The sequence below is a fragment of the Hydrogenophilus islandicus genome (assembly GCF_054657095.1).
In genome coordinates this window covers 1-24,697 of record NZ_BAAHXE010000032.1, presented here as the reverse complement: position 1 = coordinate 24,697, position 24,697 = coordinate 1, and the positions used below count along the sequence as shown (strand labels likewise).

Genomic DNA, 24,697 nt, shown 5'->3' with positions numbered 1-24,697 from the left:
TTAATGGTTGCGATTCCCCACGAACGGCGCATCGCGCTGCGCCTCGCCTCTGTTTTTGCGTTGCGGATGGTGGGGCTTTTCCTCGTCCTGCCGGTGCTGGCCGACTATGCGCGCCATCTTCCCGGCGGCGATTCCGCAACACGGGTGGGCCTCGCGCTCGGGGTCTATGGCCTCACGCAAGCGCTCTTCCTCCTGCCGTTCGGTTGGGCCTCTGACCGCTGGGGCAGGAAGCCCGTGATCACTTTCGGATTGGCCCTCTTTATCCTCGGTGGACTCTTGGCGGCGTGGGCGCCGACGGTCGAGTGGCTGATCGCGGCCCGGGCAGTGCAGGGGGCAGGGGCGATCTCTGCGGCGGTGACGGCGCTCGTCGCCGATCTCACCTCGCCCACCTTTCGCACCCGAGCGATGGCGATGATTGGCGCGTCGATCGGTTTGGCTTTTGCCGGTTCGCTGGCACTGGCCCCCTGGTTGTACGGCCTCATCGGGATGCGCGGCATCTTTCTCTTGACCGCCCTCCTGGGGGGGATGGCGTGGGTGATGGTGGCCCGCGGGGTTCCCAACCCGCCGCGCGGGGGCGTTGTGGGGCACAGGGAGCAGGGAGAGGGTGCGCGTGGCGGTTTTGCCGCGGTGGTGGGCGATCATCGCCTCCTGCGCCTCGACTTCGGTGTCTTTGCCCTCCATTTCGTCCAGATGGCGATGTGGGTGGTGGTGCCGGCGCTCTTGGTCACCCAGGGGGGGCTGCCAGTGGCGGCCCACTGGCAGGTCTACGGCGCAGCGGTGATCATCGCTTTGGCGTTGATGGTGCCCCTCGTCGTGGTGGCGGAGAAGCGTGGCCGTTTGGCGCAGGTCTATCGCGGCGCGGTCGTGCTCCTCACGCTCGTGCAGCTCGCCTTGGCGCTATTTTCGAGCGGTGCAGTCGCAAGTGGCCTTTGGCCGCTGGCACTCAGCTTGACCCTCTTTTTCGTCGCGTTCAACGTGTTGGAGGCGACGCAACCGTCGTGGATCTCGAAAATCGCGCCGCCGCACTATAAGGGGGCGGCGCTTGGGGTCTACAATACGCTGCAGTCGCTCGGGCTCTTTGCGGGAGGGGCGTTGGGGGGCTGGATGGTGCAGGGGTGGGGGGCGCAGGCCCTCTTTCTCGCCTGCGCGCTCCTTGCCCTTTTGTGGTATGCTTTTTCGCTAAAGCTCTCTGCGCCGGCAGAGGGGGTAGAGGAGAGGAACGATGGCGTCGGTCAATAAGGTCATCCTGGTCGGTAACCTCGGGCGCGATCCCGAAACGCGCTACCTACCGAGCGGCGAAGCGGTCGTCAATTTGTCGGTGGCCACCTCCGAGGTGTGGCGCGACAAGCAGACGGGGGAGCGCCGCGAGCAGACCGAGTGGCACCGCGTCGTCTTTTTCGGGCGGCAAGCGGAGATTGCGGCGCAGTACCTCAAAAAGGGACAGCCGGTCTATATCGAAGGGTCGATCCGGACCCGCAAGTGGACCGACCAGAGCGGGCAGGAGCGCTACTCCACCGAGATTCGCGGCGATACCTTCAAAATGTTGGGGAACCGCGGCGCGCCAGAAGCAGACGTGCCGATGGGTGCCGCTGCAGGCGCGGCAGCAGGTGGCACTTATGCAGCATCTGCGGCGCAACCGACGGGGAGCGCTGCAGCCACCCCGTTTGCCGACAACGGTTTTGCCGACGACGATATTCCGTTCTAAGGCGATGACAACGGTGGTTTGGGAAGATCGTGGGGTTGCCACGATCGACACGGGCTACTTACGCCCCCAATTGGCCGCGGTTTTTCTCTTGGTCGGCGCGGGTGAGGCAGCCTTCGTCGACACCGGCGTCAATCACGCGATTCCCCACTACCTTGCCGCGCTTGCCGAAGCGGGTATTTCCCCGGAGGCTGTTCGCTACCTTTTCCTCACTCACATTCACCTCGACCACGCGGGCGGAACAGGCCAGCTCTTGGCCGCACTCCCCAACGCCCAGGTGGTTGTCCATCCGCGTGGGCGCCGCCATCTTGTCGACCCGAGCCGCCTCTGGCAGGCGACCTGTGCCGTCTATGGCGAAGCGCAGGCGTTCGACCTCTACGGCTACCTGATGCCGGTGCCAGAAGAGCGAATCATCGCGGCCGCGGATGGGCAACCGTTTCACTTCGGTGGCCGAACCCTCACCGTTTATGAAGCGCCGGGCCACGCGCGCCACCACCTCTTCTTCTGGGAGGAGAAGACCCGGTTGGTCTTTACCGGCGACACGCTGGGGCTCTCCTACCGTGAGCTCGACGTCGATGGTCGGCCGAGCACCATTCCGACGACGACGCCGAGCGAATTCGACCCAGAGGCGCTCGCGGCGACGACGCGGCGGATCGCGGCGCTCGCCCCGGAGCGCGCCTATCTCACCCATTTCGGGGGGGTGGGCGAAGTGGCGCGGCTCGTTGCCGAGCACAATCGCCTGCTCGACGCCTATGTCGGAATTGCGCGGTCGGCTCATGGGGAGGGGACGACGCGCCACCTGGAGATTCTCGAAGGGTTGCGGGCGCTGATGGTCGAAGAAGCTGAGCGGCAGGGGTGGCCGCTCACCGGCGAAGCGCTCTTGCAGTTCCTGGCGTGGGATCTGGAGTTGAACGCTCAGGGGTTGGGCATTTGGCGCGAGCGGATCTCCCGCGCCGCCTGACGGCGCTCGTGCACCTTTTTGGGGAAGCTGGGATTGCCCGGCTTGCGCGAAGCCATGTCGCGGTGGTGGGCGTGGGCGGCGTGGGCTCGTGGGCGGCAGAAGCGCTTGCGCGAAGTGGTGTGGGCGCGCTCACCCTGATCGATATGGATATCGTCGTCGAGAGCAACCTCAACCGCCAGGTCCAGGCGACCACCGCGACGCTCGGGATGGCGAAGGTGACTGCGTTGGGCGAACGGCTCCAGACGATCGCCCCCGAAATGGCGCTCCATGCCGTCGATGCCTTCGTCACACCGGAGACGTGTGCGGAGCTCCTCACCCCTTCTTTTGACGGGGTGATCGACGCGACCGACGATGTGAAGGCGAAGGTGGCGCTTGCCTGTTGGGCGCGTGCGTGCGCCAAGCCCCTGGTGATCGCAGGGGCTGCGGGGGGAAAGCGCGACCCGACGCGGGTGCGTGTCGCCGACCTCGCCGCAGCCATACAAGACCCCCTGTTGGCGAAGGTGCGCAGCCGCCTTCGCCGCGAGTGGCATTTTCCCCGCCTGCCGCGCAAAATGGGGCTTACGGCCGTCTTTAGCGATGAGCCGATGGCGCGGGGCAGCCCCTGCGACCCCGCTGCGCGGCTTGCGTGTGCGGGGTATGGGTCGGTCGTCACAGTAACCGCGACGATTGGGCTGGCCGCAGCGCAGTGGATGATGGAGCGGCTGCTTCGCGATTAGCCTGTATGGTAAGATTGCTGCATCGCGTGGGCTCCCCACCCGAAACGAGAGGACGCGATGCGGATTCTGCTCAGTAACGACGACGGCTACTTTTCCCCCGGGATCGAGGCTCTGGCGCACGCGCTTGCCCCCTTTGGCGAGGTGACCGTCGTCGCGCCCGAGCGCGATCGCAGTGGCGCAAGCAATTCGCTCACCCTCGATCGGCCGTTGATGCTGCGCCGTGCCCCGAACGGCTTCTGGTTCGTCAATGGCACCCCGAGCGATTGCGTCCATCTTGCGGTCACCGGAATGCTCGATGTCGTGCCCGATATGGTCGTCTCGGGGATCAACCTCGGGGCGAATATGGGCGATGACACCATCTACTCCGGTACCGTCGCCGCGGCGATGGAGGGGTACCTGTTGGGGGTGCCGGCGCTCGCGATTTCGCTTGTGAGCAAAAATCCCCATTCGTTTGACGCCGCGGCAGCGATTGCGGCGGAGCTCGTCGCGCGCGCGGTGCGAAGGCCGCTTGGGCGGGTGTTGCTCAACGTCAATGTCCCCGATCTTCCGCTTGCGGCGATCAAGGGGATCGAGGTGACGCGGCTTGGCCGTCGCCACAAGGCCGAACCGCTCATCAAAGGGACCAATCCTCGGGGTGAGACGGTCTATTGGATCGGGCCGGCGGGAAGTGCTGCCGACGCCGGACCGGGAACCGATTTCTATGCGGTGGAGCAGGGGTTCGTGTCGGTGACGCCATTGCAGATCGACCTCACCCATTACGATGGGATCCCTGCGGTGCGCGAGTGGTTGGCGTAGATGGTCGCGTTCCCCTACCGGGTGGGAGAGCGGAAAGGAGAGGAGGGCGCTTTTCGGCGGCAACGCGAGGCGCTCGTCGAGCTGCTTGCGGCAGAAGGGATCAAGAACCCCCAGGTGCTCGCAGCGATCGGGACGGTGCCGCGCCACCTCTTTGTCGATTCCTCATTGCGCGACCGTGCCTACAGCAATGTGGCGCTACCGATCGGTTATCGGCAGACGATCTCCCAACCCTACATCGTCGCGCGGATGTTGGAGCTCCTCCTCGAGCCTACCCCGCCGCGCAAGGTGCTGGAGGTGGGGGTCGGGAGCGGTTACCAGACGGCGCTGTTGGCCCATTTGGTGCCCGAGGTCTATGGGGTTGAGCGGATTCGCCCTCTTCTGGAGCGTGCGAAGGCCAACCTCAGGCCGTTCCGTTTTTCCCACGTCCGGTTGAAGTGGGGGGACGGCGCAGAGGGGCTGCCCGAGGCCGCCCCATTCGACGCGGTGATTGCCGCTGCGGCAGGGGAGGAGCCACCCCCCGCTTGGTTTGCGCAGCTCACGACGGAGGGGCGGATTGTTGCACCGGTTGGGCCTGCTGACGCGCAGTGGTTGACGGTGTGGCGGCGGGAACGGGGCGGGTGGGTGGCCCATCCGGTCGAACCGGTCCGTTTCGTGCCGCTGTTGCCGGGTAAGGAGTAAGTAGGAGATGACGATGGGAATGATCCGACAGCCGTTTGCAGTGGCGCTCCTGAGCGTGCTTTTCTGGGTTGCGGGATGCGCTTCGCCGGTGAAGTCGCCGGTGGTCGATCGCAGCAGCGGTCTTGCGGCGAGCGCCCCAGCTGTGGGCGGGGGGAATGCCGGCAGTGCCGCAACAACGCCGGAGTTCCACCAAGTTGCGCCGGGTGAGACCCTCAACGCGATCGCGCGCCGTTATGGGATGAATCCGGAGGCGCTCGCGCAGCTCAATGGCCTCAGTGACCCCCACCGCATCTTCGTCGGTCAGCAGTTGCGCCTCCGCCCCGCGACGGGCGGGGGGGCTGGAACGGGTGGTGTCCAGGTCTTTCCGGTGGGGACGCCTGGCGGGGTGGCAGCGACGGCAGCGCCCTCCACCGCCGACGGGACGAGCGCCTCTTCCGGGGTGACGACCGGCGGGCGCCTGACGACGCCACCGCTTACTCCAGCCGGGAGTGCGACCGCTCAGCAGGCGGGCGCCTCTTCTGCGGGGGAAGAGAAGCAGTCGGTTGATGCCTCTTCGGCAACCGGGGGATGGATGTGGCCAGCCAATGGCCCCATCTTGGCGTCGTTCGACGGTAAGAGCCGCAAAGGGGTCGATATTGGCGGCCAGGTGGGCGATCCCGTGGTCGCAGCGCTCGATGGCACCGTCTCCTATGTCGGCGAGGGGATCGAGGGGTTTGGCCTCATCGTGATTCTGCAACACCCCGACGACTACGTCTCCGTTTACGCCCACAATGATAAGGTGGTCGTCAAGGAAGGAGAGAAGGTGAAACGGGGACAGGTCATCGCGCGCCTCGGGCGTAGTGGCAACGTCGATCGACCGAAACTCCATTTCCAGATTCGCCGCGCCGGCAAAGCGCTCGACCCTGAAAGCCTCTTACCGAAGCGGTGACCGGAGGCGATCGCGGTCAGGGGTGCCGACGGAGGGGGCGATGGGGGAGAGACGAAAAAAGAGGCGCGATGAGCCGGAAGGGTTGGAGCCCTCCGCAGAGCGGTTCGGTTGGGAGAGGGAGGGCGAGAACCTCGAGGAGCGTTTCGGCGACGATTTTCCGTTCGCCGAGCTCCCCAGTGAGTCGGAGGCTTCAGCGCGCGAGGGGGCGGTTGCTGCTGCCGACACCGTTCCCGACGACGAGCTCTTTTCCGACTTGGCCCACCGCTATCTCGAGGCGATCGGGACGATCAGCCTGCTTGCTCCGCAGGAGGAGTTGTCGCTGGCGCGGCGCGCCAAAGCGGGGGATGAGGCGGCCCGGCAACAGATGATCGAGAGCAATCTCCGCTTGGTCGTCAGCATCGCCAAGCACTACCAAAACCGCGGCGTTCCGTTTCTCGACCTGATCGAGGAGGGGAACCTCGGTTTGATGCACGCGCTTGAGAAGTACGACCCCGAACGCGGTTTCCGTTTCTCGACCTACGCGACCTGGTGGATTCGCCAGGCGATCGAACGGGCGGTGATCAGCCAAAGCCGCACGGTCCGCTTGCCGACCCATATCCACCGGCGCCTTGGCCAAGTTCGCGCGGCCGAACGGGCACAGCATGAAGAGGGGAGCGACGCGGAACTTGCTGAGGCGCTCGGCTTGGCGCTCGAGGAGCTCCACGCGCTGCAGGGGATGGGGTTGCCGTCCCGGTCGCTCGACGAGTCGCTCGGGGAGGACGAAAAACGGCAGTGGGTCGATCAGCTGCCCGCAGAAGAAGAGACGCAGCCTGAAGCGGTGATTGCGCAGCGCGAAATCGCGCGGGTGGTTCGCCGCTGGCTCGAGACCTTGCCGACCCGCTACGCCTACATCGTGACCCGTCGCTTTGGGCTCGACGGACGAGATCCCGCGACACTCGACGATCTTGCCGAAGAGGTGGGCCTGACGCGCGAGCGGGTGCGTCAGATCCAGATGGAGGCGATCCGCCGGTTGCGCCGGTTGGTTCGCCAGTCGGGTCTGCGACCCGACGAAATATTAGAGTCGTGAGGGAGGGAAAAATGACGATGACGGCGCTCATTACCCACGCCGATTGTGCGCGCCACGAGATGGGCAGCTACCACCCCGAATGTCCGCAGCGGCTTGCGGCGATTCAGGACCATCTGATTGCGCAGGGACTGGACGCCTACCTGGTGCCGTATGAGGCGCCGCTCGTGACCCGGGAGGCGCTCGAACGGGTCCACGACCCCCGCTATCTCGACGGGTTGTGGCAGAGCGCCCCCGTGACTGGCCTGGTACACCTCGACCCCGATACCGCGATGAATCCGGCGACGCTCACCGCCGCGCAGCGGGCAGCGGGTGCCGGGCTGCTCGCGGTTGACCTCGTGCTTTCGGGTGAGGTGGGGAATGCCTTCTGTCTCGTCCGGCCTCCGGGTCATCACGCCGGGCGGGCGAATGCCATGGGGTTCTGTTTTTTCAACAACATCGCGGTCGCTGCGGCCCACGCGTTGGCGGCACACGGTTTGGAGCGGGTGACGATCGTCGATTGGGATGTCCATCACGGCAACGGCACCGAAGAGATCTTTCGCGATAACCCGCGCGTGCAGATGGTGAGCATCTTCCAACACCCCTTTTACCCCTACTCAGGGACGGAAAATCCTCCGCCCCACATGGTGAATGTCCCCCTTCCCGCCCGTTCGGGAAGCAGCGAGTTCCGTCAGGTGGTGACCGACGTCTGGCTGCCGGCGATTCGCGACCACCGTCCCCAGATGCTCTTCATCTCGGCTGGGTTCGATTCCCATGTGGAAGACGATATGGGGTCGCTCGCGTTGCGCGAGGCCGATTACGCCTGGGCGACTGTTGAGCTGGTGCGCACGTTGCGGGCGATCAATGGCGGGCGAGCGCCGGTGGTCTCGATGCTCGAAGGGGGTTACGTGCTGAGTTCGCTCGCTCGCGCCGCGGGTGCCCACATCCGCGCCTTGATCGAGGCGTGACCGTACCACGCGGCACCGCGTAAGCCGAGGTCGCTCGCGTGGATAAGCCAGCGCTGCGTGCCGGCGAGCGTCTCGCGGTAGCGGGGCGCGGCGGCAAAGGCGTCGCGCCACTCGTGCGTGCGCAGCACGGGTGCGATCGCGTTCGCAAGGCTCCCGACGAGCACGACCCCTTCGGTGGCCCAGGTCATGAGGGTTGCCTCAGACGCGAAGTGGGCCAGAAGCCGGGCGAAGAGGGTGACGGTCGCAGCGGCGGCGCTTGAAGGGTCGGCAAGCGCGGTGGCGACGATCGCTTCGGGGGTGGGTGGGGGGGCGCTGCCACCGTTACGATCGGCCGTAGAATGGACGAGGCGGTAGAGGCGCGCGAGCCCCGGCCCTGAGAGGAGCCACTCCCAGTAGGGTTGGTTGAGGGGGGCGTCGTGGGCAATCGCCTCCCAGAGCGGGGTGATTTCGGGAAGCAGCGGCAGGCGCAGATTCCCCGCTTCAGTGGCGAGCACCAGGGGAGGGTGGTGGGGATCGGGCTGCCAGAGAAAAGCGACCCCCAGGCCGGTACCCGGTCCGATCACCGCTAGCGGCCGCGTGCCGGGGCGAGGAATGGGCGGCGTCTCCCCATCGAGCGGAGCGAGCCGCTCGCACTCGGGCGGAGTCACGGTGAGGAGTCCGTAGGCCTGCGCGGCGAAGTCGTTGAGGAGCGCCACGGGTGCGCCGAGCGCGGCGGCAAGTTCCCCGGCAGCGATGCGCCAAGTAGGGCGGTTGGTGAGGGTGATGTGGCTGTTTGCCACTGGCCCCGCCGCCGCGATCACCACCTGGGCGAGCGGCCCCGGTGGCGCCAACGCCGCGACCGCCCTTTGCCACGCCTGGGTGAAGGACGGGCTCTCGTCGTTGCGCGCGATCGTCGTCGCCACCGCTACCCAGCCGGTTGCGGTGGCGCGGACCAGTTGCCAGCGGTTGTGGGTCCCGCCGATGTCGGCAACCAGAAGCAGCGCATCGCTCGGGTTTGGGCTTGTTGTCGCAGGGGTGCTCATCTCTTTTCCTCGACAAGATCATCTTCTCTCGACAAGGTCATGCGCCGCGCATGCGATCGCTCTCCAGAGGGGGGCTGCCGTTTCGCGGTGAGGTGTCACCGCAATGACGATCGCCGCGGCGACCCGCGCCTGGGCGCTGCCCAACACCCCCGCCGGCCAGGTTCCGAGTTCGTCGTCGATCGGGTGAGGAAGGACTGGCCCGAGGGGGCAGCGGCTCGCGCGAACGACGGGAATCCCGCGCGCGGTCACCGCACGCACGGCCGCGTGCCACGCGTGGGGAAGGCTCCCGTGGCCGGGGCAGAGGAGCACGATCGCGGCGCACGCTTCGGCTGCCGCGAGGACCCTGTTCGGGTCGTCCCAGGCGGAGACGGGAATCAGGGGAACAGTGGGAAAGGGTGCGGGAAAGGGGAGCGGAATTTCAAGGGGAGCGGCGATGGGGCGGGTTTCTCCCGGCGGCCAGGTGACCGCGGTAAAGGCGTCGCAGTCGAGTGTGGCGATTTTGCGCACCCCTAGGGCAGGAAAGCGTTTGCCCGCAAAAGCGACCCAGACGCCCGGCGAGGTCTTTGCGGCTACCAGCAGCGACGCCGCGAAGCGGAAGTTCGTCGCGCCGTCCGATTGGGGGTCGTCGGCCGGGCGCATCGCGCCGGTGAGGACGACCGGAACGGCGTGGGGGAGGGTGAGCGCGAGGAGCGCGGCGCTCTCCTCGAGGGTGTCGGTTCCATGGGTGACCACCACCCCTTGGCAACCGGGGGTGGCGAGTGCCGCGGCAACCGCAGTGTGGAGTTGCTGCCAATGGCTCGGGCCGGCCTCTTTCGAGTCGATCTGGTAGGGGGTCGTGACGCGGAGGGGGAGGGGAAGATCGAGCTGCCAGGCGTCGGCGAGGCGATCGGCGCTGAGCGCGCCTGCGGTGTAGGTGTAGCCGCTGCCGCGGCCGGCGATCGTACCGCCGGTTGCGACCCAAGCGAGGTGGTGGGGGGAGGGGGTCGGTTCACTCATGGTTGCAGGGTAGTCTTATCAGAAGATTCGTGCGTCGCGGTTTGCGGCGCGCCGTTGAGCTTCTGCCCCTTTCGCCGCCGCATGAGGAGCGCCCGGTACCAGTTCAGCACCGAGTCAGGGTCGTCGACCTGCTGCTGCCACGCCAGAAGCGCGTGGCGCGGGTCGATCGGCGTCCAGGGCGGGGCAGAGGAGAAGCCGCAATGGGGTTGGGTGTTGTCCCACAGGTAGGGGGTGCGGACCGCGTCGCGGCCGGTACGCGAAAGCGTCGCAAGCATCGTGGCGTTGTCGGCCCCTTGCGCGCGCAGACGGGCGATTTCGCTTTGCGCAGCGAGGTCGTGGATCTGCGCCCAGGAGGTGAGGCGGGCGTTCGGCAGCCCCAACTCCTGCCCCTGGTAGAGGATCGGAATCGCGGGCTGCAAGAGTTGCGCCGCGGCAAAGACCTTCGCGGCGCGCCGCACGGTTGCAAGATCGCGGTCGTCGGCCCAGCGGGTGACGACGCGCGGCAGGTCGTGGTTTTCGAGGTAGAGGGCAGGGAGGGTGCCGAGCGCCTGCGCCGTTTGCCACCACTGGACGTTACTCGCTGAGAAGCGGGCGGTGTCGACGGTGGGGGTGCCGTCGTGGCGCTTACCGTCGATATGCCAGAGGTCGAAGGTGAGGAGCGCCGAAAGAAGCCCATCGGGTTCCGCAATCCACGGTGCGGCCCGCTCAGGGGTGAGGCCATTCGCCTCCCCGAGGGTGAAGTGGTCGCGGGTGAGTCCTGCCTGCACGACAAAGTCGGCAAAGAGCTCTTCGAGCCCGGGATGCGCGAGAAAATAGTCCCACGCGGGGCGAAGGGGGCGCGGGGAAGACGGCGCTGCGTCTGGCGGTTGCGGCGCGACGTCGGGAAACCCCGGCGCCTTTTTGAGCACGGTGAGGGCGTCGAAGCGAAAGCCATCGACGCCGCGCGCGAGCCAAAAGCGGGCCACTTCGGCCAGCGCCGCGCGCACCGCCGGGTTCTCCCAATTGAGGTCGGGTTGCTCGGGGAGAAAGAGGTGGAGGTAGTACTGCTGCGCGACCTCGTTCCAGCTCCACGCGGGGCCGCCGAAGATCGCCTCCCAGTCGTTCGGGGTGTCGCGCCAGAGGTACCAGTCGTGGGTGGGGCTACTGCGCGGCGCGGCGGCGCGAAACCACGGGTGGCGGTCGCTCGTGTGGTTGATCACGAGGTCGAGGATCAGTCGCATCCCCCGGCGGTGGAGCTCAGCGACGAGTTCGTCGAAATCGGCGAGTGTCCCCAATTCGGGGTGGATCGCGCAGTAGTCGGTGACGTCGTAGCCGAAATCGGCGTTGGGCGAGGGGTGGATCGGCGTGAGCCAAAGGGTGTTCACGCCGAGCCACGCCAACGCGTCGAGTTTGGCGATCAGCCCCCGCAAGTCGCCGACGCCGTCGCCGTTGCCGTCGGCAAAACTGCGCACCCAAACGGTGTAGACCACGGCGTCGTGCCACCAGCGGGGAGTGGGGCGGTGCGCGGCCGGGGAAAGAGAAGGGGAAGGGGTTGAGGAGGACACCTGGGTGTTGCTGTGCAAGGGGTGGTGGACAATGATACACTGAAGCGTGGTGCTTTTGCGCTTGACGAAAGGAGGAGGTTATGGCGACGTTACGGGGCGTCAATCTCGGTTCGTGGCTGGTCTTAGAAAAGTGGATGGTGCCGAGCCTTTTTGCGGGGCTCGAGGCGACCGACGAGACGACGTGGTGCGTGGAGCTTGGGCGTGAGGCGGCACCGCGTTTGCGCGCTCACTGGCAGCGGTGGATCACGCGCGACGATTTCGCGTGGATCGCCGAACGGGGGCTCACCCTCGTGCGCATCCCCTTTGGCCATTGGGTGATGGGTCCCCCCTACCCCTACCACCCGAAGTATGGCGCGAATCCCTACCCCTTTGTCGAAGGGGGGATCGAGGTGCTCGACCAGGCGCTCCTTTGGGCCGAGGAGTTTGGTCTTCAGGTCCTCCTCGACCTCCACGCCGCGCCTGGGTGCCAAAACGGTTTTGACAATGGCGGGATGCTCAACGTCTGCGAGTGGCACACCAAGAGCGAATATATCGACTTTTCGGTGGAACTTCTCGGGCGGATCGCCGAACGCTACCGCTCGAGCAAGGCGCTCTGGGGGATCGAGCTCCTCAACGAACCGCGGTGGGATGTACCGACGGAGCTTCTGATCGACTACTACCGCCGTGCCTACCGGGCGGTGCGGCAGCACCTCGCGCCCGAGAAGGCGGTAATGTTCCACGACGGCTTTCGCGATTGGCGGGAGTACCTCGGAGCAATGCCTGCCCCCGAGTTCGTCAACGTCTGGTTCGACGTCCACCGCTACCAGTGCTTCACCCGCGAGGATCTCGACGCCGACATCTTTGAGCATCTTCGCAAGACGGCGATCGACCTCCGCAGCGAGGCAGAGACGCTCCGCGCCACTTTGGGGTTGCCGACGATTGTCGGCGAGTGGAGCCTGGGGCTCGACCTCGAAGTGGTCTCTCTCTGGGCAGAGGGGCCGTTCAACCACCCGTTGGAGCGGCTCGATCCGTTCCAACAGGAGGTGGCGATGCGCGCATTTGCCGCGACGCAGCTCCTCACCTTCGAGCGCTACGACGGGTGGTGCTTCTGGAACTACAAGACCGAGACGACGCCTGCGTGGTCGCTGCGCGCTGCAGTCGAACGGGGGTGGTTGCCGCCGTCGTTTGCGAGCGCCGCTTACCCCTCGCTCGACTGACGAGCGGCACGTCCCTCCGCCGGCACGGGAAGCGCGGGCCGCAGGGGGGGCTCGTGGGGCGCGCTGGGGGGAACGGTGTGGCTCGTGACGATCGCGACGCCCGGAGGCGGCGCTCCAGCTGAACGGGCGAGCGCTACTGCTCTCGAGACGATCGGGTCGGGCCAATGGTCGCACTCGATCACCCACCACGCGCTATGTCCGAGAAGCAGCCGCACCAGCGCCAGTTGCCGCTGCCGGCTGGGCGGGAGGGTCCGGTTCCAATCCTGGTGCTCATCGAGCCGCGCGACAAAAGAGTCTAACCCCATTGGGCGAAGCATCTCTTCAACCGCCGCCCGGCGTTCGCTCGTCGGGGGCTCGGGGTAGGTGAGCGCGGCAAGCAGCGTCCCTTCGGGAAGGTAAGGACGGAGGGGAAGGATCGCGACCTGCTCCCCTTCTGGGATCGTGATCAGACCGCTCCCCCACGACCAGAGGCCGGCAATCGCTTTCAACAGCGGCACCTTCGCCTCCTCAGAAACCTCCCAGAGGGTGATGCTCCCCCGAGCGCATTCGGCGGAGAAGTCGGCTAAGAGTGTCTGACCGTTGGGGGTGGCGAGGGTGAGGCGGTCGATCTTGAGGGCCGTCGTGCCGTTCGCGGTGACGCACGGCGCATCGAGCGGACAGACGGCGTCGCGCGCGTCGAGCGCTTCGAGATTGACCCAGAGGTGGGCGAGCCGCTCGAGTGAGGCGCGGCAGCGGGCGATCTCCCCTTGGTTGTCGACGGGCCAGGAGAGGGCGCTCGTCAGCCGTTCGAACGCTTGCGCGGCCTGAATCAGCAGCCCCAAGGTGATCGCGCCGGTGATGTAGGGGGCAGCAAGCACCAGAAGGGGGAAGACGGGAAGGAGGGTGCCGTAGGCGGTGGAGAAGGTGACAATGCCGAGGTAGCCGCGGGTCTGACGGTGCCAGGCGCGGGCGAGTTCGGCAAAGAGTTGCTGGGTGACCCCTTTTTCACGGTCGTCGCCGTGGGCGATTGCGATCGCTTCCGATTTTTCCCGCACGCGGGCAAGCGCGTAACGGAAATCGGCCTCTTTGCTCTGGAGTTGGTGGGTCGCCCGGGTCAGCGGCCAACCGAGCAGCCAGCCGATGAGGCTACCGACCCCGGCGTAGAGGAACGCCAAGAGGATCATCAACCCCGGGGGGCCGTAGTCGAGCTCGGCGGTGATCTTCCAGAGGACGTCGGCAAAGAGGGCGAGCGAGAGGAGCGAATAGAGGAGCGAGTGAAAGAGGGTAACAGTGACTTCGGTCGCGATCCGCGCGTCTTCGGCAATGCGCGCGTCGGGGTTGTCGGCGGCATCCGGCAGGTGACGAAGGCGGTGGTAGTGGCCGCGCTCGAGCCAGTGGTTTAGGAAGGTATCGGTGAGAAACCGGCGCCACGAGAGCTGCCACGCCCGCTTCACGGTGAGGTGGAGCGCCGTGACCGTGAGCGTCGCCAGCAGAATCACCGCAAAACGGAGGGTGAGCGCCGGGAGCTGCTCGAGCGCTTTCGCTTCAAAGGCGTCGAAGAGCATCCGCATGAAGCGGTTGATCTCAAGGGTCACGAAGACCTGAGCGACCGTGAGCACCATGAGCCCAAGCGTCACCCCCCACGCGACGAGCGCGGTCGGGCCGCGGTAGTAGGAGAAGGCGAGCGCAAGAAAGCGGGACCAGGGGGAGGGTTGGGGCGCCTCTTCGGTCATGGGAGCGAAGCCGCTGCGGTCTCTGGAGCCGATTCAGCACTTTGCCGCCGCCACAACTCGGCATAGCGGCCGTTTAACGCGAGAAGCGCCTCGTGTGTCCCCTGTTCGACAATCCGCCCCTCCTCGAGCACGAGGATGGTGTCGGCGTCGCGCACTGTCGAGAGGCGGTGGGCGATCATCAACGTCGTCCGGCCGCTGCGCGCCGCAGCGAGTTCGCTCTGGATCTCCTGTTCGGTCTGGCTGTCGAGCGCCGAGGTTGCTTCATCCAACACCAAGATCCGGGGGTTTTTCAGCAGCACCCGGGCAATTGCGACGCGCTGCTTCTCGCCCCCCGAGAGTTTCAGCCCCCGCTCGCCGACGAGGGTGTGGAGCCCGTCGGGCAGGCGCTCGATGAGCGCTTCGAGACGGGCGGCGCGAATTGCCGCCCAGAGCTCGTCGTCGCTCGCGTCGGGGCGGCCGTAACGGATGTTGTATTCGAGGGTGTCGTTGAAGAGCACCGTATCTTGCGGCACGATCCCGATCGCGCGGCGCAGCTCCGCTTGCCGCACCGCCCGCACGTCGACGCCACCGACGCGCACCGCACCCCCCTGAACGTCGTAGAAGCGAAAAAGGAGCCGCACGAGGGTCGATTTGCCGCTCCCTGAACTTCCCACGACCGCGACCGTTTTGCCCGCAGGGATCGTGAACGAGACGTGGTCGAGGATCAAGCGCCGCGGGTCGTAGGCAAAAGAGACATTGTCGAATTCGACCGCCAGGGGACCCGCGGGAAGCGGTTGCGGGTGGTCGGGGTCGAGGATCTCCGGGGGGATGGTGAAGAGGGCAAAGAGCCGTTCGAGGTCGACGAGGCTTTGGCGGATTTCGCGATAGACCACCCCGAGGAAGTTGAGCGGCATGTAAAGCTGGAGCATCAAGCCGTTGATGAGTACGAGGTCGCCGACGGTCATCGATCTCTCCTCGATGCGTCCGACCGCCAGGGTGAGGAGCACCGTCACCCCCGCCGCGATGATGAGCGCTTGGCCTATGTTGAGCGCCGAGAGGGAATACTGGTTTTTGATCGCCGCCTCTTGCCACTGCGCAAGATCGCGGTCGTACCGCGCCGCCTCCCACGCTTCGTTGTTGAAGTATTTGACCGTCTCATAGTTGAGAAGCGCGTCGACCGCGCGGGTGTGGCTCTGGGCGTCGAGCCGGTTGAGGTGGCGACGCAGCACCGTCCGCCAGTTGGTGACGAGGATGGTAAACACCACGTACGCTGCGAGGGTCGCGGCGACGATCGCGCCAAAGAGGGCGTCGTATTGGCTAAAGAGGAGGACAAGGACGAGGGCGATCTCGACCAGGGTCGGGGCGATCGAGTAGATGGTGAAGTTGATCAACGTGCCGATGGCGCGCGTGCCGCGCTCGATGTCGCGGGTGATCGCGCCGGTTTGCCGTTCGAGGTGAAAGCGCAGCGATAGGGCGTTGAGGTGGTTGAAGATCGCGAGCGACAGCTGCCGGCTGATCGATTGGATCACCCGGGCGAAGAGGATCTCGCGTAGTTCGGTAAAGAGCGAGACGCCGGCACGTGCCGCGCCATAGGCGAGGACGAGCGCCGCCGGAGCGGCCCAGAAGGCAGGGTGGGGTGGCGCGGGGGTGAGCTGGTCGACGATCGCTTTGATGAGGACGGGGTTGGCGACGAGCGCCACCTTCGCGGCGACGAGGGCGACAAAGCCGACAGCAACCCGCAGCCGGTAGCGCCACAGGTGGTGGAGGAGCTGTTTGACCGTCTGCCATGGGGCATGAGGCGTTGCCGCCGCTGTTACAGAAGCGTCGTGGCGCATTGCTTTACCCTACACGTTCGGGAGCATTGAGCGGCGCGTAACGGGAAAGGAGCGCTAAGAGCACTTCCTCCTGATAGGGTTTGCCCAGGTATTCGTTTGCCCCCAGTTCAAAGGCGTGGGTGCGGTGTTTGTCGGCCAGGCGCGAAGTGATCATGATCACCGGCGTCGCGCGGGTCTGTGGTCGGGCACGGAGGTGCCGCAGCAGCTCGAAGCCATCCATCCGGGGCATCTCGATGTCGGAGAGGATCGCGTCGGGCGACACCGTTTCGAGCGTTTCGAGCGCCTCTTGGCCATCTTTGGCGAGCGCCACCCGGTAGCCGGCGCGTTCAAGGAGCCGCTGGGTGAGCCGCCGCACGGTGAGCGAGTCGTCGACGACGAAAATGAGCGGTGGGGAGGGGGTATGCGCTTCGCGGGGGGCCGCATCTTCCGTTGCGGCGGTGGCCACGTGGGTGACTGCGGCAGCGCGGGCGGTCTGAAGGAGCGCAGTCGGTTGCAACACGAGCGCAATCTCGCCGTCCGGCAGGAGCACGGCACCGAGCATCCCCGCAATGCGACGCAGGAAGGGTCCGGTCGGTTTCGCGGTGAACTCCTGCCGCCCGGTGATCCCTTCCACCCAAAGCGCAAGCCGTTCGTCGCCACTCTGCACGAAGACTACCCACTGGCGCCCTTCGCGCGGCGGTTCGGGTGCGGCGATGAGGGTGTGGAGTCCCACCAGCGGGTAGCGCGCCCCGAGGTGTTCGACCGCCCCTTGGGTGAGGAGCTCCGCGAGCACTTCCGCCTTGTATTGCTGGGTATGGACGATCGTTTCGGTAGGAATCCCCCAGCGACGATTGTTGCCGACGACCAGAAGCAGCTGGACGAGGGTGAGTTCGGTCGGGACAAAGAGGGTGATCCGGGTACCGGCCCCCCGTTCGCTCGCGATTTCGATGCGGCCACCGAGCGCGGTAACCTCGGCCTGCACGACGTCCATCCCGACGCCGCGGCCCGCAATGGGCGAAACCTCCCGGGCAGTGGAGAAACCGGAGCGGAAGATGAGGCGCGCAAGTTCCGCTTCCGACGGCGTCGCGTCGGGCGCGACCCACCCTTTCTCGCGCGCTTTGGCGAGGATCGCGTCAAAGTCGAGCCCCGCGCCGTCATCGGTGAGGGTCCAGCGCGTCTCGCCACTCGGTGCGGTGACGGTGAGGGTGATCGATCCGATAGCCGGTTTCCCCCGTTCCTGCCGTACCTCGGGCGGCTCGATCCCGTGGGCGACGGCGTTGCGCACCAGGTGCTCGAGCGCCGGGAGCAACCGCTCGAGTGCGGCGCGGTCGACGCGCGTCTCTCCGCCTACCAGGGTCAATTGCGCCCGTTTTCCGAGCGTTTCGGCCGTTTGCGCGACAATGCGGGCGAGCCGCTCGCGGATCGTCGCGACTGGGACGGCGCGCAGTTCGGTGATTTCGCTCTGCAGGTCGCGGGTCTGACGCGCCTGACGGTGGAGACTCACTTCGGCGGCATCCGCGGCACGCAGAATCGACTGCTGCAGGGTGGCAACGTCGGCGACCCCTTCGGCAAGGAGCCGCGTGAGCTCCTGCAGCCGGGTGTAGCGGTCGAGTTCGAGGGGGTCGAACGGGGTCTGCGCGGTTTCGGCAATCTGGATTCGGGCCTGCAGCTGGGATTCGGCCTGGATCTCGAGTTCGCGCAGCTGCTGACGGAGGCGCTGGACATTCTCGGTGAGCTCGAGCGTGGCGTGACGCAGCGCGACGAGCTCCCCTTCGGCGCGTGCCCGCTGGATGCCGATTTCGCTGAGGTCGTTCACCCACCGGTCGATGAGCGGTGCCGGCACCCTCAGGCTCATCGCGAGGAGCGGGGCCGACACGGCCTCCCCGGTCTCTTCCGCCACCCGTTCTTCGGTCACCCTCTCTTCGGGTGCCGCTCCCTCTTCCCCCTGCGGCGCAAGCGGACGGGTAATCAGCTGGAGAAAATGGGCGCGAGCGGCGGCGAGCAGTTGCGGCAGTGCCGCGATCGCCGCTGCCCCGGCCTCTTTGAGGTGCTGTTCGATCTGGTGGATCTCGTCGCCCAGCCGCAACGCCCCTGCCATGCGGGCGCTCCCTTTGAGGGTGTGGAGGAGCCGCAGGATCGGTTCGAGATCGCTCTCGCTCGCCACCCCGGTTGCAGGCAGGCGCTCGAGCGCCGCGTCGAGTTGGGTGAAGAGATCTCGCCCCTCTTCGGCGAAGATGGGCAGAAGCGCCGTGTCGATCGTCTCGCTTGCCGCTTCGCTTGGTGTTGCTCCGGGCGCTTCGGGTCCCTTTTCCGCCGGCGGAACCGCTTCTGCTTGGGGTTCCGCTTTGGTTTTCCTTCGCCGTTTCGGCTTGGGTTTCTCCTCCCCTTTTGCGATTTCGCGGGGTTCGCTAATCCCTTCCTCAGCCACGGCTGCGGGCGTTTGCTGCAGCGGTGTTGCGCTCGTCAGTGCAGTGATGAGGTCGCTACGCAACGGCGGTATCGCGCCGTTTTCGACCGTGGCCAGGTCGGAGTAGAGCGCGGCGTGGATCGCCTGAAAGAGGGTAAGCTGCTGGTCGTTGGGCGCAAGCCCTGCTTGTTGCATCGCCCGTAACGCGAACTCCCACGCGCGCGCGAGGTCGTGCATTTCGGGAATCTGCGTCGTGCCGCAGATGCTCGCAAGGGTGTGGGCCGCGCGCACGACGGCGTCCGACGGGGTCTCCGGATTTTGGAGGAAGCGGGCGAGCGTGGCGAGGTGTTCGCGTGCTTCCACCCGGAAGATCTCAAAGAGCGAACGCGAAACGGCTCGGTCACCGAAGCGGAAGGTGCGGTCGGAATCCGCTGTTGGCGTCGTCGCGGGAGAGGGCGGCAGTTGTGGCGGTTCGAAATCGACGTCGCCCCAGGGAGGAGGCACGGCTTCGCTGGGGGTTGGTGCAGCGGGGGGTGGGGCAACCGCTTCGCCGCGCAAGGATCGGGCTCTGGCGACGATCTCCGCAATCGGCGCGGGGAGGTCAGAACCGGTCGCAGCGACTGCGGCGGCGGCGTCGCGAAATGCCACCTCAGTAGCCTCGAGAAAAGCGAGTACCTCGGGAGAGGGGAGAAAATCGGGGTCGCGGAGCCAGTGGTTGAGTGTCTGCTCGACCTCCCATGCCGTTTCGCCGAAGTGGGTGAGCCCGACAATGCGGCTGCTCCCTTTGAGGGTGTGGGCCTGGCGCCGCCACAGGGTGAGCGCGTCGCGATCGCGCGGGTCGTTACAGAGCCGTACGAAGGCGGTGCGCATCATCTCCAGGATCTCGTCGCATTCGGCGAGGAAGATCGCCCGCAGCTCGGCGGTTTCGTCACTGGCTGCGGCGGCGGGAGCGGCAGAGGAGCTCGCGGCTGCTCCCTCGGGTTGGGGGGGTGGAGGGGTTTGGGGGGCGGCCTGCGTCTCCGGCTCCGCACGTTCCGTTTCCGCTGGACGGCTTGGGCCAGTTTCCCTGGAGCGCGTCGTTGCTTCTCCGCTCGGCTCTTGGCGGTGCCGCTCAGGGAAGAGGGCTGCCCACGGGATCGGTTGCGGGGCGCTCCGCTCAGTCGTCGCGCGCGCCTCTGCCGGTTCGCTCAGCCGCTGCGCCCAGGTGGCGATCTGGGCGACCAACGGATGGTGGGGGTCGAAACGCTCTTCGCCGTCAGCCACCCGCTGCAGCCACCCGCGAACCGTTTCGATCTCGCCGACGAGGGGGTCGTGGTTGGTGACGATCGCGATCGCGGCGAGCTGGTCGAGCCACTTCTTGAGGTCGCCCAGGGGCAAAGCAGCGTCGGGGTGGCGCCAGAACTGGTCGATCGCGTGTTCGATCTCGTCGCAGAGTTGTTTGACTTCGGCGCGAACCGCGAGCGTAGAAGAAGCGGCGTCGTTTGCGGGTTGGAGATGCACCGTGGTCTCTTCGCCGGCAAGCGCCTGTTGCCATTGGGCGACAAGCGATTGGCAGCCTGCCGCGGTAAGGGTCCCCGTCTTCGCCCCCTCTTCAAGGGCAAGGAGCGTTGTGGCGAGGAGAAGGTCGAGCGACGGATGGGTGGTGAGGAGCTCCGGCAGGCGGTGGGCGAACTGTTCGAGGGTTGCGGCGAGCGCGTGGGCGTCGGGGTCGCTGCGGGCAAGGAGCGCGCGCACCACGGCCAGGAGGGCGTTGCTGCGCTCTGACCACGCCGTTTGGCCCTCCCAGAGGGTTCGCGCAGCTGCGGCTGCCTCGGCTACTCTCTGGTCGAGCTCAGCGAGCGGCGATCGGGCGATCGGGCGATCGGCCCCATCGAGCCAGTCGCGGAGCCGCCAATATTGGTGGATTAGCCGCTGCAGGCGGGTTTTAGGGGGGAGCGGCGCGAGCGCGAGGGTCAAGCGGCGAAAGAGGGCGAGAACCGCCTCGGGATTGCGCGCCCCTTTTTGCGCGCGTTGGATCGCCTGCAGGGTTGAGCGGGCCTCCTCATTCCACGGGAGCTGTTTGCGGATCACTGCTTCGAGGTAAGCGGTCGCGGCGATCCACAACGGCTCCTCGGGCGTTCCGGCGTCGAGAAGGAGCCGTCCGACGAGGGCTTCGCGCGCGGGCAGCAGCGCTGCCGCCTCCTGCCGTTTGAGCCACTGGGCGAAACTGGCGGTGAAGCGGTGCCGCAGGCGCGCCTCCGCAGCGTCCCGTTCTGCCGGGGCGAGCGGTTGAGCGACACCCGACGGGGTCGGGAGGGGGAGAAGAAAGAGGTCGGCGGGGTGGGCCGACGGGTCGCGGACGAGTTGTGCTACTGCGAGATAGACGCTCTGCAACCGCAGCGGTTGCCAGTGGTGGTGGTGCGTGAGTTCGTACCAGAGATTCTCGCACGCGATCAACGCCTCTTCGAGTGTCGCCAGCGCCGAAGTAGAAGGCTCGGGGGCGTCGAGGAGCTGGTCGATCGCCCGTTCGATGAGGGACAACACCCGCGGGAGCGGTGCGATTTCGGCAACCTCAAGGACGCTCTTCGCGGCAAAGAGGTGGGTCTGCGCTTCGCGAAGGCTCGCCGGGTCGAAGCTCTGGAGCGCTTCAGCGACGAGCGCCCGCGCTCGACCGAGTGCTTGCGCCGTCTCATCGGCGATCCAGGAGAGCGCGTCGAAATCGATGCGGTGGCGCACAGGCGTTGCTCCCAGGGGTTAGATGCGGAAACCGGCGACCGAGCCGCGCAGTTCGGCAGCAAGGTCGGCAAGGCGCGCGATCTGTTCGGCCGTCTGTTCCGTCCCTTCGCGGGTCGTTTGGGTGAGGGTCAAGACGCCGTGCATCAGGCGGGCGATCTCCTCGCCGCGCTGCGCCTGCGTTTGGATCGCCTGGGTGACGCGGGCGATCTGGGCAGCGGTTTCGCGGGAGGTCTTCGCGATCTCCTCGAGCGCTCGCCGCGCCTCTTCAGAGAGCGCAGCACCAGCGACCACCTCCTGGGTGGTCGCCTCCATTGCGGCGACGGTCTCCTGGGTGTCGGTCTGGATGGTGCGAATGATCGCCGCGATGCGCTTCGTCGCTTCGGCCGACCGTTCCGCCAGCCGCTGCACCTCTTCGGCAACCACCGAGAAGCCGCGTCCCGCTTCCCCTGCCGCTGCAGCCTGGATCGCGGCGTTCAACGCGAGCACGTTGGTCTGCTCGGTAATGTCGGAGATGAGCTCGACGATTTCACCGATCTCCTGCGACGATTCGCCAAGCCGCTTGATTCGCTTCGCTGTCTCCTGGATCTGCTCGCGGATGCGGTCCATCCCTTCCACCGTCTGGTTGACCGCCACGGTCCCCTTTTGCGACGCCTCAAGGGAACGCCGCGCCGCCTGTGCCGCCTCTGTCGCCTCATCGGCCGCGCGGGTGAGCGCCTGGGCGACCTCCTGAACGTTCTGCTCAGCCGATTCGATCTCCTGACTCTGCTCAGCGGAGAGGAGGCGCTGCACCTCCACCCGCTCGTTCGATTCGCTCGCCGCCTCCGCCAGACTTTCGGCGGTCTCGTTGATCCGCCGCACGAGGTTGCCGAGCTCTTCCACGGCAAAGTTCACCGAGTCGGCGATCGCCCCCGTAATGTCCTCGGTGACGGTGGCGCGAATCGTCAAGTCCCCTTCGGCGAGGTCGGCCATTTCGTTCAAGAGGCGCAAAATCGCCTCCTGCGTGCGGCGGCCCTCATTCTCGAGGCGTTGCCGTTCCGCCTGCTCTTTGGCTTGTTGCGCCTTCTGGAGGTCGAGGTAGTTTTTCACGAGTTGTACGAAGATGCCCACCAGCGCGATCCCCGCCAGCATCAGGACGAGGTTACTGGCCGAGCGCCCCGTCTCCAGCTCCTGTTCGATCAAGTTGTAGAGGGCACCGACCCGCTCTTGCAGTTGCGGGATCAGCTGTTGCAGGATCGTTGCGCTGTCCCACTGGGCGAAGTAGGTCGGAGCAGCGTCGAGCAGACTATTGACTGCCGAAGCGATCGTTTCGGCTTCGTTCTTGATCGTGGGAAAGAGCGGGTGGGCGGAGAGGGCAGGGTCGATCGTGCGTAGGGTCTTGGTGAGGAGGCCGTTGCCGTTCTCCAGCGCAAAAAGGAGCGTTTCGCGCTCGGCAGGAGCGGCGGAGAGGAGACGCGTCGCGTTTTGCGCGAGCCGCTGCGCCGTGACGGCGAGCATCAGCGCCTGGTTTGCGGCAGCACGGGCGTCGACCTGAGAGGAGAGGGTTGTGGCGTGGGTCACTACCGTTTGCGCTGCCTGATCGACCGTGGTGACCAGTTCGCGAAACCGTTCGGTGCTTTGGCTTGCGGTAGTGAGCGTGTCGATTTCGCGCCGCGCCTGTTGCCAAAGACGGTCGAGCGTCTCCACCCCTTGCCCAATCTCCGGCTGGCGATTTCCCCCCAGTTGGGTCCACAGGCCAAAGGCGATTGTCCCCTGGAGCTCGGTGATCGTTGCGTGGAATTGGGTCAGCCGCTCGCTCTGTTGTTGCGCTAGGGTTTGCAATTTTGCTGCGGTGGGTCTCCCTTGGGCAAATTGCGCGAGTGCTGTCTGGAGCGGCAGGAGGGTGTTTTCGAAGCCGCGCAGCAGTTCGTCTTGCTTTTCGGCAATTTCGACGGGTGTGGCGACCAGACGCAAACCCACCACGGTGAAGGCGAGGGTGATGACGAGAGCAAGAATCGGACCGCGGAAAAGGGTCCAGAGGGTTGTTCCCGTGGGGGCCTCTTTGGGAGCGCTCGGTTGCGCGGGTCTCTTCGTGCGGGAGAGGAGCGACTTCAACATGGTGGTCCAATCCTTTCTCGGTTAAATTACTGCGGTCTCTTGCGGGTCGGAGGTTGGGATCCTCTTTTCCGCGGCGAGCGTCGTCACCGTGCCAAACCGTTCCAGCGCCTCCCTGATCCAGAAGGGGAGGTCGAGCTCGTGCCACAGCTCGCCACCGCTTTGCCAGACGGCACGGATTCCCTCGCTGAGCGGGGCGGCAGCAGTGGCTCGCTCGAGCTCTTCCGCACGCCGTAACCCGACGACCCGGTCGACAAGGAGCGCGACGCGCGTGGCGATCTGCGGCTGAAGGAGAATGAGGCGGTTGCTTCCCGAGGGGGGTGTTGGCGGGGCACCCATGAGGGGAGCGAGATCCAGGATGTCCATCACTTCGCCGCGCACCGAGGTCAAACCGCGAAAATGGGGGGGCGAAAAGGGGACAGGGGTGAGCGTGAACTCATGGACGACGCCTGCGGTGGCTACCAGGGGGAGAAGCAGCGGTTGCGTGGCCACAGTGACGGCAAGCCACCGTGCGGCAGCTGCTTCAGGTTGTTGCCCCGCAGCAGCGAGTCTTTTCGCCAGCTCTTCCTGAAAACGGCGGATATCGGTTCGTTTCGCCATCGTGGGCGCTCAAGTTAGCCCAACTGCTTCAGTGCCGCAAGGAGCGCCGCGCGGTCGATCGGTTTGACGAGGTAGGCGATCGCCCCCTGGCGCAGCCCCCAGATTTTGTCGGTCTCTTGCCCTTTGGTGGTGCACATGATCACCGGGATCGTTTTCGTCGCCTCATCCCGCGACAGTTGCCGGGTCGCCTGAAAACCGTTGAGTCCCGGCATGACGATATCCATGATGATCGCGTCCGGTTTCTCGCTCTTCGCAAGCGCCACCCCCTCTTCGCCGGAGGTGGCGAGCAGCACCTCGTACCCCGCCTCCTGCAGGATCTCTTGAAACGCAGCCCGTTCGGTGGGGGAGTCATCGACGACAAGGACCCGTTGGATGGTCATGGTTACTACTCCTTGCTGAGATTGCGCGCAACGGCTTCAAGCAGTTCTGCTTTGGTGAACGGTTTGGTGAGGTATTCGTCACAGCCGACGAGTGCTCCGCGAGCGCGGTCGAAGACGCCATCTTTCGACGTGAGCATGATCACTGGAATATGGCGGAAGCGTTCGTTCTTTTTGAGGAGGGCGCAGGTCTGGTAACCGTCGAGCCGAGGCATCATCACGTCGATGAAGATCACATCGGGCGGGCTTCCGACGATTTTGCTGAGCGCCTCGAAGCCATCTGCGGCGAGCACCACCTGGTGCCCCGCCGACTGCAAGAAGAGCTCGGCGCTGCGGCGGATGGTGTTGCTGTCATCGATCACCAACACGGTGGCCAACGGGCACTCCTCGGAACCGGGAAGGTCAAAGCGGTATAATAAGAAAGAATCGAACCTTTGCCAAGAGTAATGCCCCT

At 66.1% G+C, this 24,697-nt stretch carries 20 protein-coding genes; 10 read left to right on the top strand and 10 right to left on the bottom strand.

Going from position 1 to position 24,697, the window contains the following annotated elements; all coding sequences use genetic code 11:
• Window positions 1-3: 3 nt before the first annotated feature.
• The 9 genes from ACYQ6T_RS08930 to ACYQ6T_RS08890 are packed head-to-tail and all read left to right on the top strand — an operon-like array spanning window position 4 to window position 7,790.
• The gene (locus ACYQ6T_RS08930) at window positions 4-1,239 is read left to right on the top strand and encodes an MFS transporter (RefSeq protein WP_459830146.1); all 1,236 of its coding nucleotides are present in this window, start codon (window positions 4-6) and stop codon (window positions 1,237-1,239) included.
• Window positions 1,223-1,705 (top strand): single-stranded DNA-binding protein, encoded by a 483-nt coding sequence (gene ssb, locus ACYQ6T_RS08925; RefSeq protein ID WP_459830143.1) that lies wholly within the window; start codon window positions 1,223-1,225, stop codon window positions 1,703-1,705. Before ACYQ6T_RS08930 ends, ssb begins: the two co-directional genes overlap by 17 nt.
• A 4-nt stretch (window positions 1,706-1,709) precedes the next feature.
• Window positions 1,710-2,663 carry an MBL fold metallo-hydrolase gene (locus ACYQ6T_RS08920; protein ID WP_459830141.1) on the top strand — a complete coding sequence of 318 codons (954 nt, stop codon included), beginning with the start codon at window positions 1,710-1,712 and terminating at the stop codon, window positions 2,661-2,663.
• Window positions 2,633-3,379 (top strand): tRNA threonylcarbamoyladenosine dehydratase, encoded by a 747-nt coding sequence (locus ACYQ6T_RS08915; protein WP_459830138.1) that lies wholly within the window; start codon window positions 2,633-2,635, stop codon window positions 3,377-3,379. The genes ACYQ6T_RS08920 and ACYQ6T_RS08915 overlap by 31 nt, the downstream gene beginning before the upstream one ends.
• A gap of 57 nt (window positions 3,380-3,436) precedes the next feature.
• Window positions 3,437-4,174: a 5'/3'-nucleotidase SurE gene (gene surE / locus ACYQ6T_RS08910; RefSeq protein ID WP_459830135.1), complete on the top strand. Its 738-nt coding sequence runs from the start codon at window positions 3,437-3,439 to the stop codon at window positions 4,172-4,174.
• Entirely contained in the window at window positions 4,175-4,852 is a 678-nt protein-coding gene (locus ACYQ6T_RS08905; protein ID WP_459830132.1) for a protein-L-isoaspartate(D-aspartate) O-methyltransferase, read from the top strand. It begins immediately after the preceding gene.
• Between the two features lie 13 nt (window positions 4,853-4,865).
• On the top strand, window positions 4,866-5,780 hold the full coding sequence (locus ACYQ6T_RS08900; protein WP_459830129.1) for a peptidoglycan DD-metalloendopeptidase family protein: 915 nt from the start codon (window positions 4,866-4,868) through the stop codon (window positions 5,778-5,780).
• Window positions 5,781-5,820: 40 nt separating this feature from the next.
• The gene (locus tag ACYQ6T_RS08895) at window positions 5,821-6,846 is read left to right on the top strand and encodes a sigma-70 family RNA polymerase sigma factor (protein ID WP_459830126.1); all 1,026 of its coding nucleotides are present in this window, start codon (window positions 5,821-5,823) and stop codon (window positions 6,844-6,846) included.
• 11 nt (window positions 6,847-6,857) lie between these two features.
• Entirely contained in the window at window positions 6,858-7,790 is a 933-nt protein-coding gene (locus ACYQ6T_RS08890) for a histone deacetylase family protein (protein ID WP_459830124.1), read from the top strand.
• Here ACYQ6T_RS08890 and ACYQ6T_RS08885 read toward each other — a convergent pair.
• From ACYQ6T_RS08885 to ACYQ6T_RS08875, 3 genes are read right to left on the bottom strand one after another with little or no spacing between them, the layout of a single operon-like run.
• The gene (locus ACYQ6T_RS08885) at window positions 7,727-8,812 is read right to left on the bottom strand and encodes a glucokinase (RefSeq protein ID WP_459830121.1); all 1,086 of its coding nucleotides are present in this window, start codon (window positions 8,810-8,812) and stop codon (window positions 7,727-7,729) included. The two genes, ACYQ6T_RS08890 and ACYQ6T_RS08885, sit on opposite strands and share 64 nt — an antisense overlap.
• An 18-nt stretch (window positions 8,813-8,830) precedes the next feature.
• Window positions 8,831-9,808, bottom strand: a complete 978-nt coding sequence (locus ACYQ6T_RS08880) for an asparaginase (protein WP_459830119.1) — start codon at window positions 9,806-9,808, stop codon at window positions 8,831-8,833.
• On the bottom strand, window positions 9,805-11,352 hold the full coding sequence (locus tag ACYQ6T_RS08875) for an alpha-amylase family glycosyl hydrolase (RefSeq protein ID WP_459830117.1): 1,548 nt from the start codon (window positions 11,350-11,352) through the stop codon (window positions 9,805-9,807). Before ACYQ6T_RS08875 ends, ACYQ6T_RS08880 begins: the two co-directional genes overlap by 4 nt.
• 80 nt (window positions 11,353-11,432) lie before the next feature.
• Here ACYQ6T_RS08875 and ACYQ6T_RS08870 point away from each other — a divergent pair, with 80 nt between their 5' ends.
• Window positions 11,433-12,548, top strand: coding sequence for a glycoside hydrolase family 5 protein (locus tag ACYQ6T_RS08870; RefSeq protein ID WP_459830116.1), 1,116 nt, complete (start codon window positions 11,433-11,435; stop codon window positions 12,546-12,548).
• Here the strand turns inward: ACYQ6T_RS08870 and ACYQ6T_RS08865 are convergent.
• Genes ACYQ6T_RS08865 through ACYQ6T_RS08835 form a run of 7 tightly spaced genes read right to left on the bottom strand, consistent with a single transcriptional unit; the run spans window position 12,530 to window position 24,620 of the window.
• Window positions 12,530-14,260 carry an ABC transporter ATP-binding protein/permease gene (locus tag ACYQ6T_RS08865; RefSeq protein WP_459830114.1) on the bottom strand — a complete coding sequence of 577 codons (1,731 nt, stop codon included), beginning with the start codon at window positions 14,258-14,260 and terminating at the stop codon, window positions 12,530-12,532. The two genes, ACYQ6T_RS08870 and ACYQ6T_RS08865, sit on opposite strands and share 19 nt — an antisense overlap.
• Entirely contained in the window at window positions 14,257-16,074 is a 1,818-nt protein-coding gene (locus ACYQ6T_RS08860; RefSeq protein ID WP_459830112.1) for an ABCB family ABC transporter ATP-binding protein/permease, read from the bottom strand. The genes ACYQ6T_RS08865 and ACYQ6T_RS08860 overlap by 4 nt, the downstream gene beginning before the upstream one ends.
• A gap of 4 nt (window positions 16,075-16,078) precedes the next feature.
• A complete protein-coding gene (locus ACYQ6T_RS08855) occupies window positions 16,079-21,175 on the bottom strand; it encodes a hybrid sensor histidine kinase/response regulator (protein WP_459830109.1) in 5,097 nt (1,698 codons plus the stop codon).
• An 18-nt stretch (window positions 21,176-21,193) separates the two neighbouring features.
• On the bottom strand, window positions 21,194-23,269 hold the full coding sequence (locus ACYQ6T_RS08850) for a methyl-accepting chemotaxis protein (RefSeq protein WP_459830107.1): 2,076 nt from the start codon (window positions 23,267-23,269) through the stop codon (window positions 21,194-21,196).
• 21 nt (window positions 23,270-23,290) lie between these two features.
• The gene (locus tag ACYQ6T_RS08845; protein ID WP_459830105.1) at window positions 23,291-23,866 is read right to left on the bottom strand and encodes a chemotaxis protein CheW; all 576 of its coding nucleotides are present in this window, start codon (window positions 23,864-23,866) and stop codon (window positions 23,291-23,293) included.
• Between the two features lie 14 nt (window positions 23,867-23,880).
• Window positions 23,881-24,246 carry a response regulator gene (locus ACYQ6T_RS08840; RefSeq protein ID WP_459830103.1) on the bottom strand — a complete coding sequence of 122 codons (366 nt, stop codon included), beginning with the start codon at window positions 24,244-24,246 and terminating at the stop codon, window positions 23,881-23,883.
• A 5-nt stretch (window positions 24,247-24,251) separates the two neighbouring features.
• Window positions 24,252-24,620, bottom strand: a complete 369-nt coding sequence (locus ACYQ6T_RS08835) for a response regulator (RefSeq protein ID WP_459830100.1) — start codon at window positions 24,618-24,620, stop codon at window positions 24,252-24,254.
• Between the last annotated feature and the right edge of the window lie 77 nt (window positions 24,621-24,697).

Excerpts from the sequence above, each read along its gene's own strand:
- ACYQ6T_RS08850 (WP_459830107.1), bottom strand. The coding sequence starts at position 23,269 with ATGTTGAAGTCGCTCCTCTCCCGCACGAAGAGACCCGCGCAACCGAGC.
- ACYQ6T_RS08930 (WP_459830146.1), top strand. The coding sequence starts at position 4 with ATGGTTGCGATTCCCCACGAACGGCGCATCGCGCTGCGCCTCGCCTCT.
- ACYQ6T_RS08865 (WP_459830114.1), bottom strand. The coding sequence starts at position 14,260 with ATGACCGAAGAGGCGCCCCAACCCTCCCCCTGGTCCCGCTTTCTTGCG.
- ACYQ6T_RS08895 (WP_459830126.1), top strand. The coding sequence starts at position 5,821 with ATGGGGGAGAGACGAAAAAAGAGGCGCGATGAGCCGGAAGGGTTGGAG.
- ACYQ6T_RS08845 (WP_459830105.1), bottom strand. The coding sequence starts at position 23,866 with ATGGCGAAACGAACCGATATCCGCCGTTTTCAGGAAGAGCTGGCGAAA.
- ACYQ6T_RS08905 (WP_459830132.1), top strand. The coding sequence starts at position 4,175 with ATGGTCGCGTTCCCCTACCGGGTGGGAGAGCGGAAAGGAGAGGAGGGC.
- ACYQ6T_RS08840 (WP_459830103.1), bottom strand. The coding sequence starts at position 24,246 with ATGACCATCCAACGGGTCCTTGTCGTCGATGACTCCCCCACCGAACGG.
- ACYQ6T_RS08885 (WP_459830121.1), bottom strand. The coding sequence starts at position 8,812 with ATGAGCACCCCTGCGACAACAAGCCCAAACCCGAGCGATGCGCTGCTT.
- ACYQ6T_RS08880 (WP_459830119.1), bottom strand. The coding sequence starts at position 9,808 with ATGAGTGAACCGACCCCCTCCCCCCACCACCTCGCTTGGGTCGCAACC.
- surE (WP_459830135.1), top strand. The coding sequence starts at position 3,437 with ATGCGGATTCTGCTCAGTAACGACGACGGCTACTTTTCCCCCGGGATC.
- ssb (WP_459830143.1), top strand. The coding sequence starts at position 1,223 with ATGGCGTCGGTCAATAAGGTCATCCTGGTCGGTAACCTCGGGCGCGAT.
- ACYQ6T_RS08890 (WP_459830124.1), top strand. The coding sequence starts at position 6,858 with ATGACGATGACGGCGCTCATTACCCACGCCGATTGTGCGCGCCACGAG.
- ACYQ6T_RS08870 (WP_459830116.1), top strand. The coding sequence starts at position 11,433 with ATGGCGACGTTACGGGGCGTCAATCTCGGTTCGTGGCTGGTCTTAGAA.
- ACYQ6T_RS08900 (WP_459830129.1), top strand. The coding sequence starts at position 4,866 with ATGGGAATGATCCGACAGCCGTTTGCAGTGGCGCTCCTGAGCGTGCTT.
- ACYQ6T_RS08860 (WP_459830112.1), bottom strand. The coding sequence starts at position 16,074 with ATGCGCCACGACGCTTCTGTAACAGCGGCGGCAACGCCTCATGCCCCA.
- ACYQ6T_RS08920 (WP_459830141.1), top strand. The coding sequence starts at position 1,710 with ATGACAACGGTGGTTTGGGAAGATCGTGGGGTTGCCACGATCGACACG.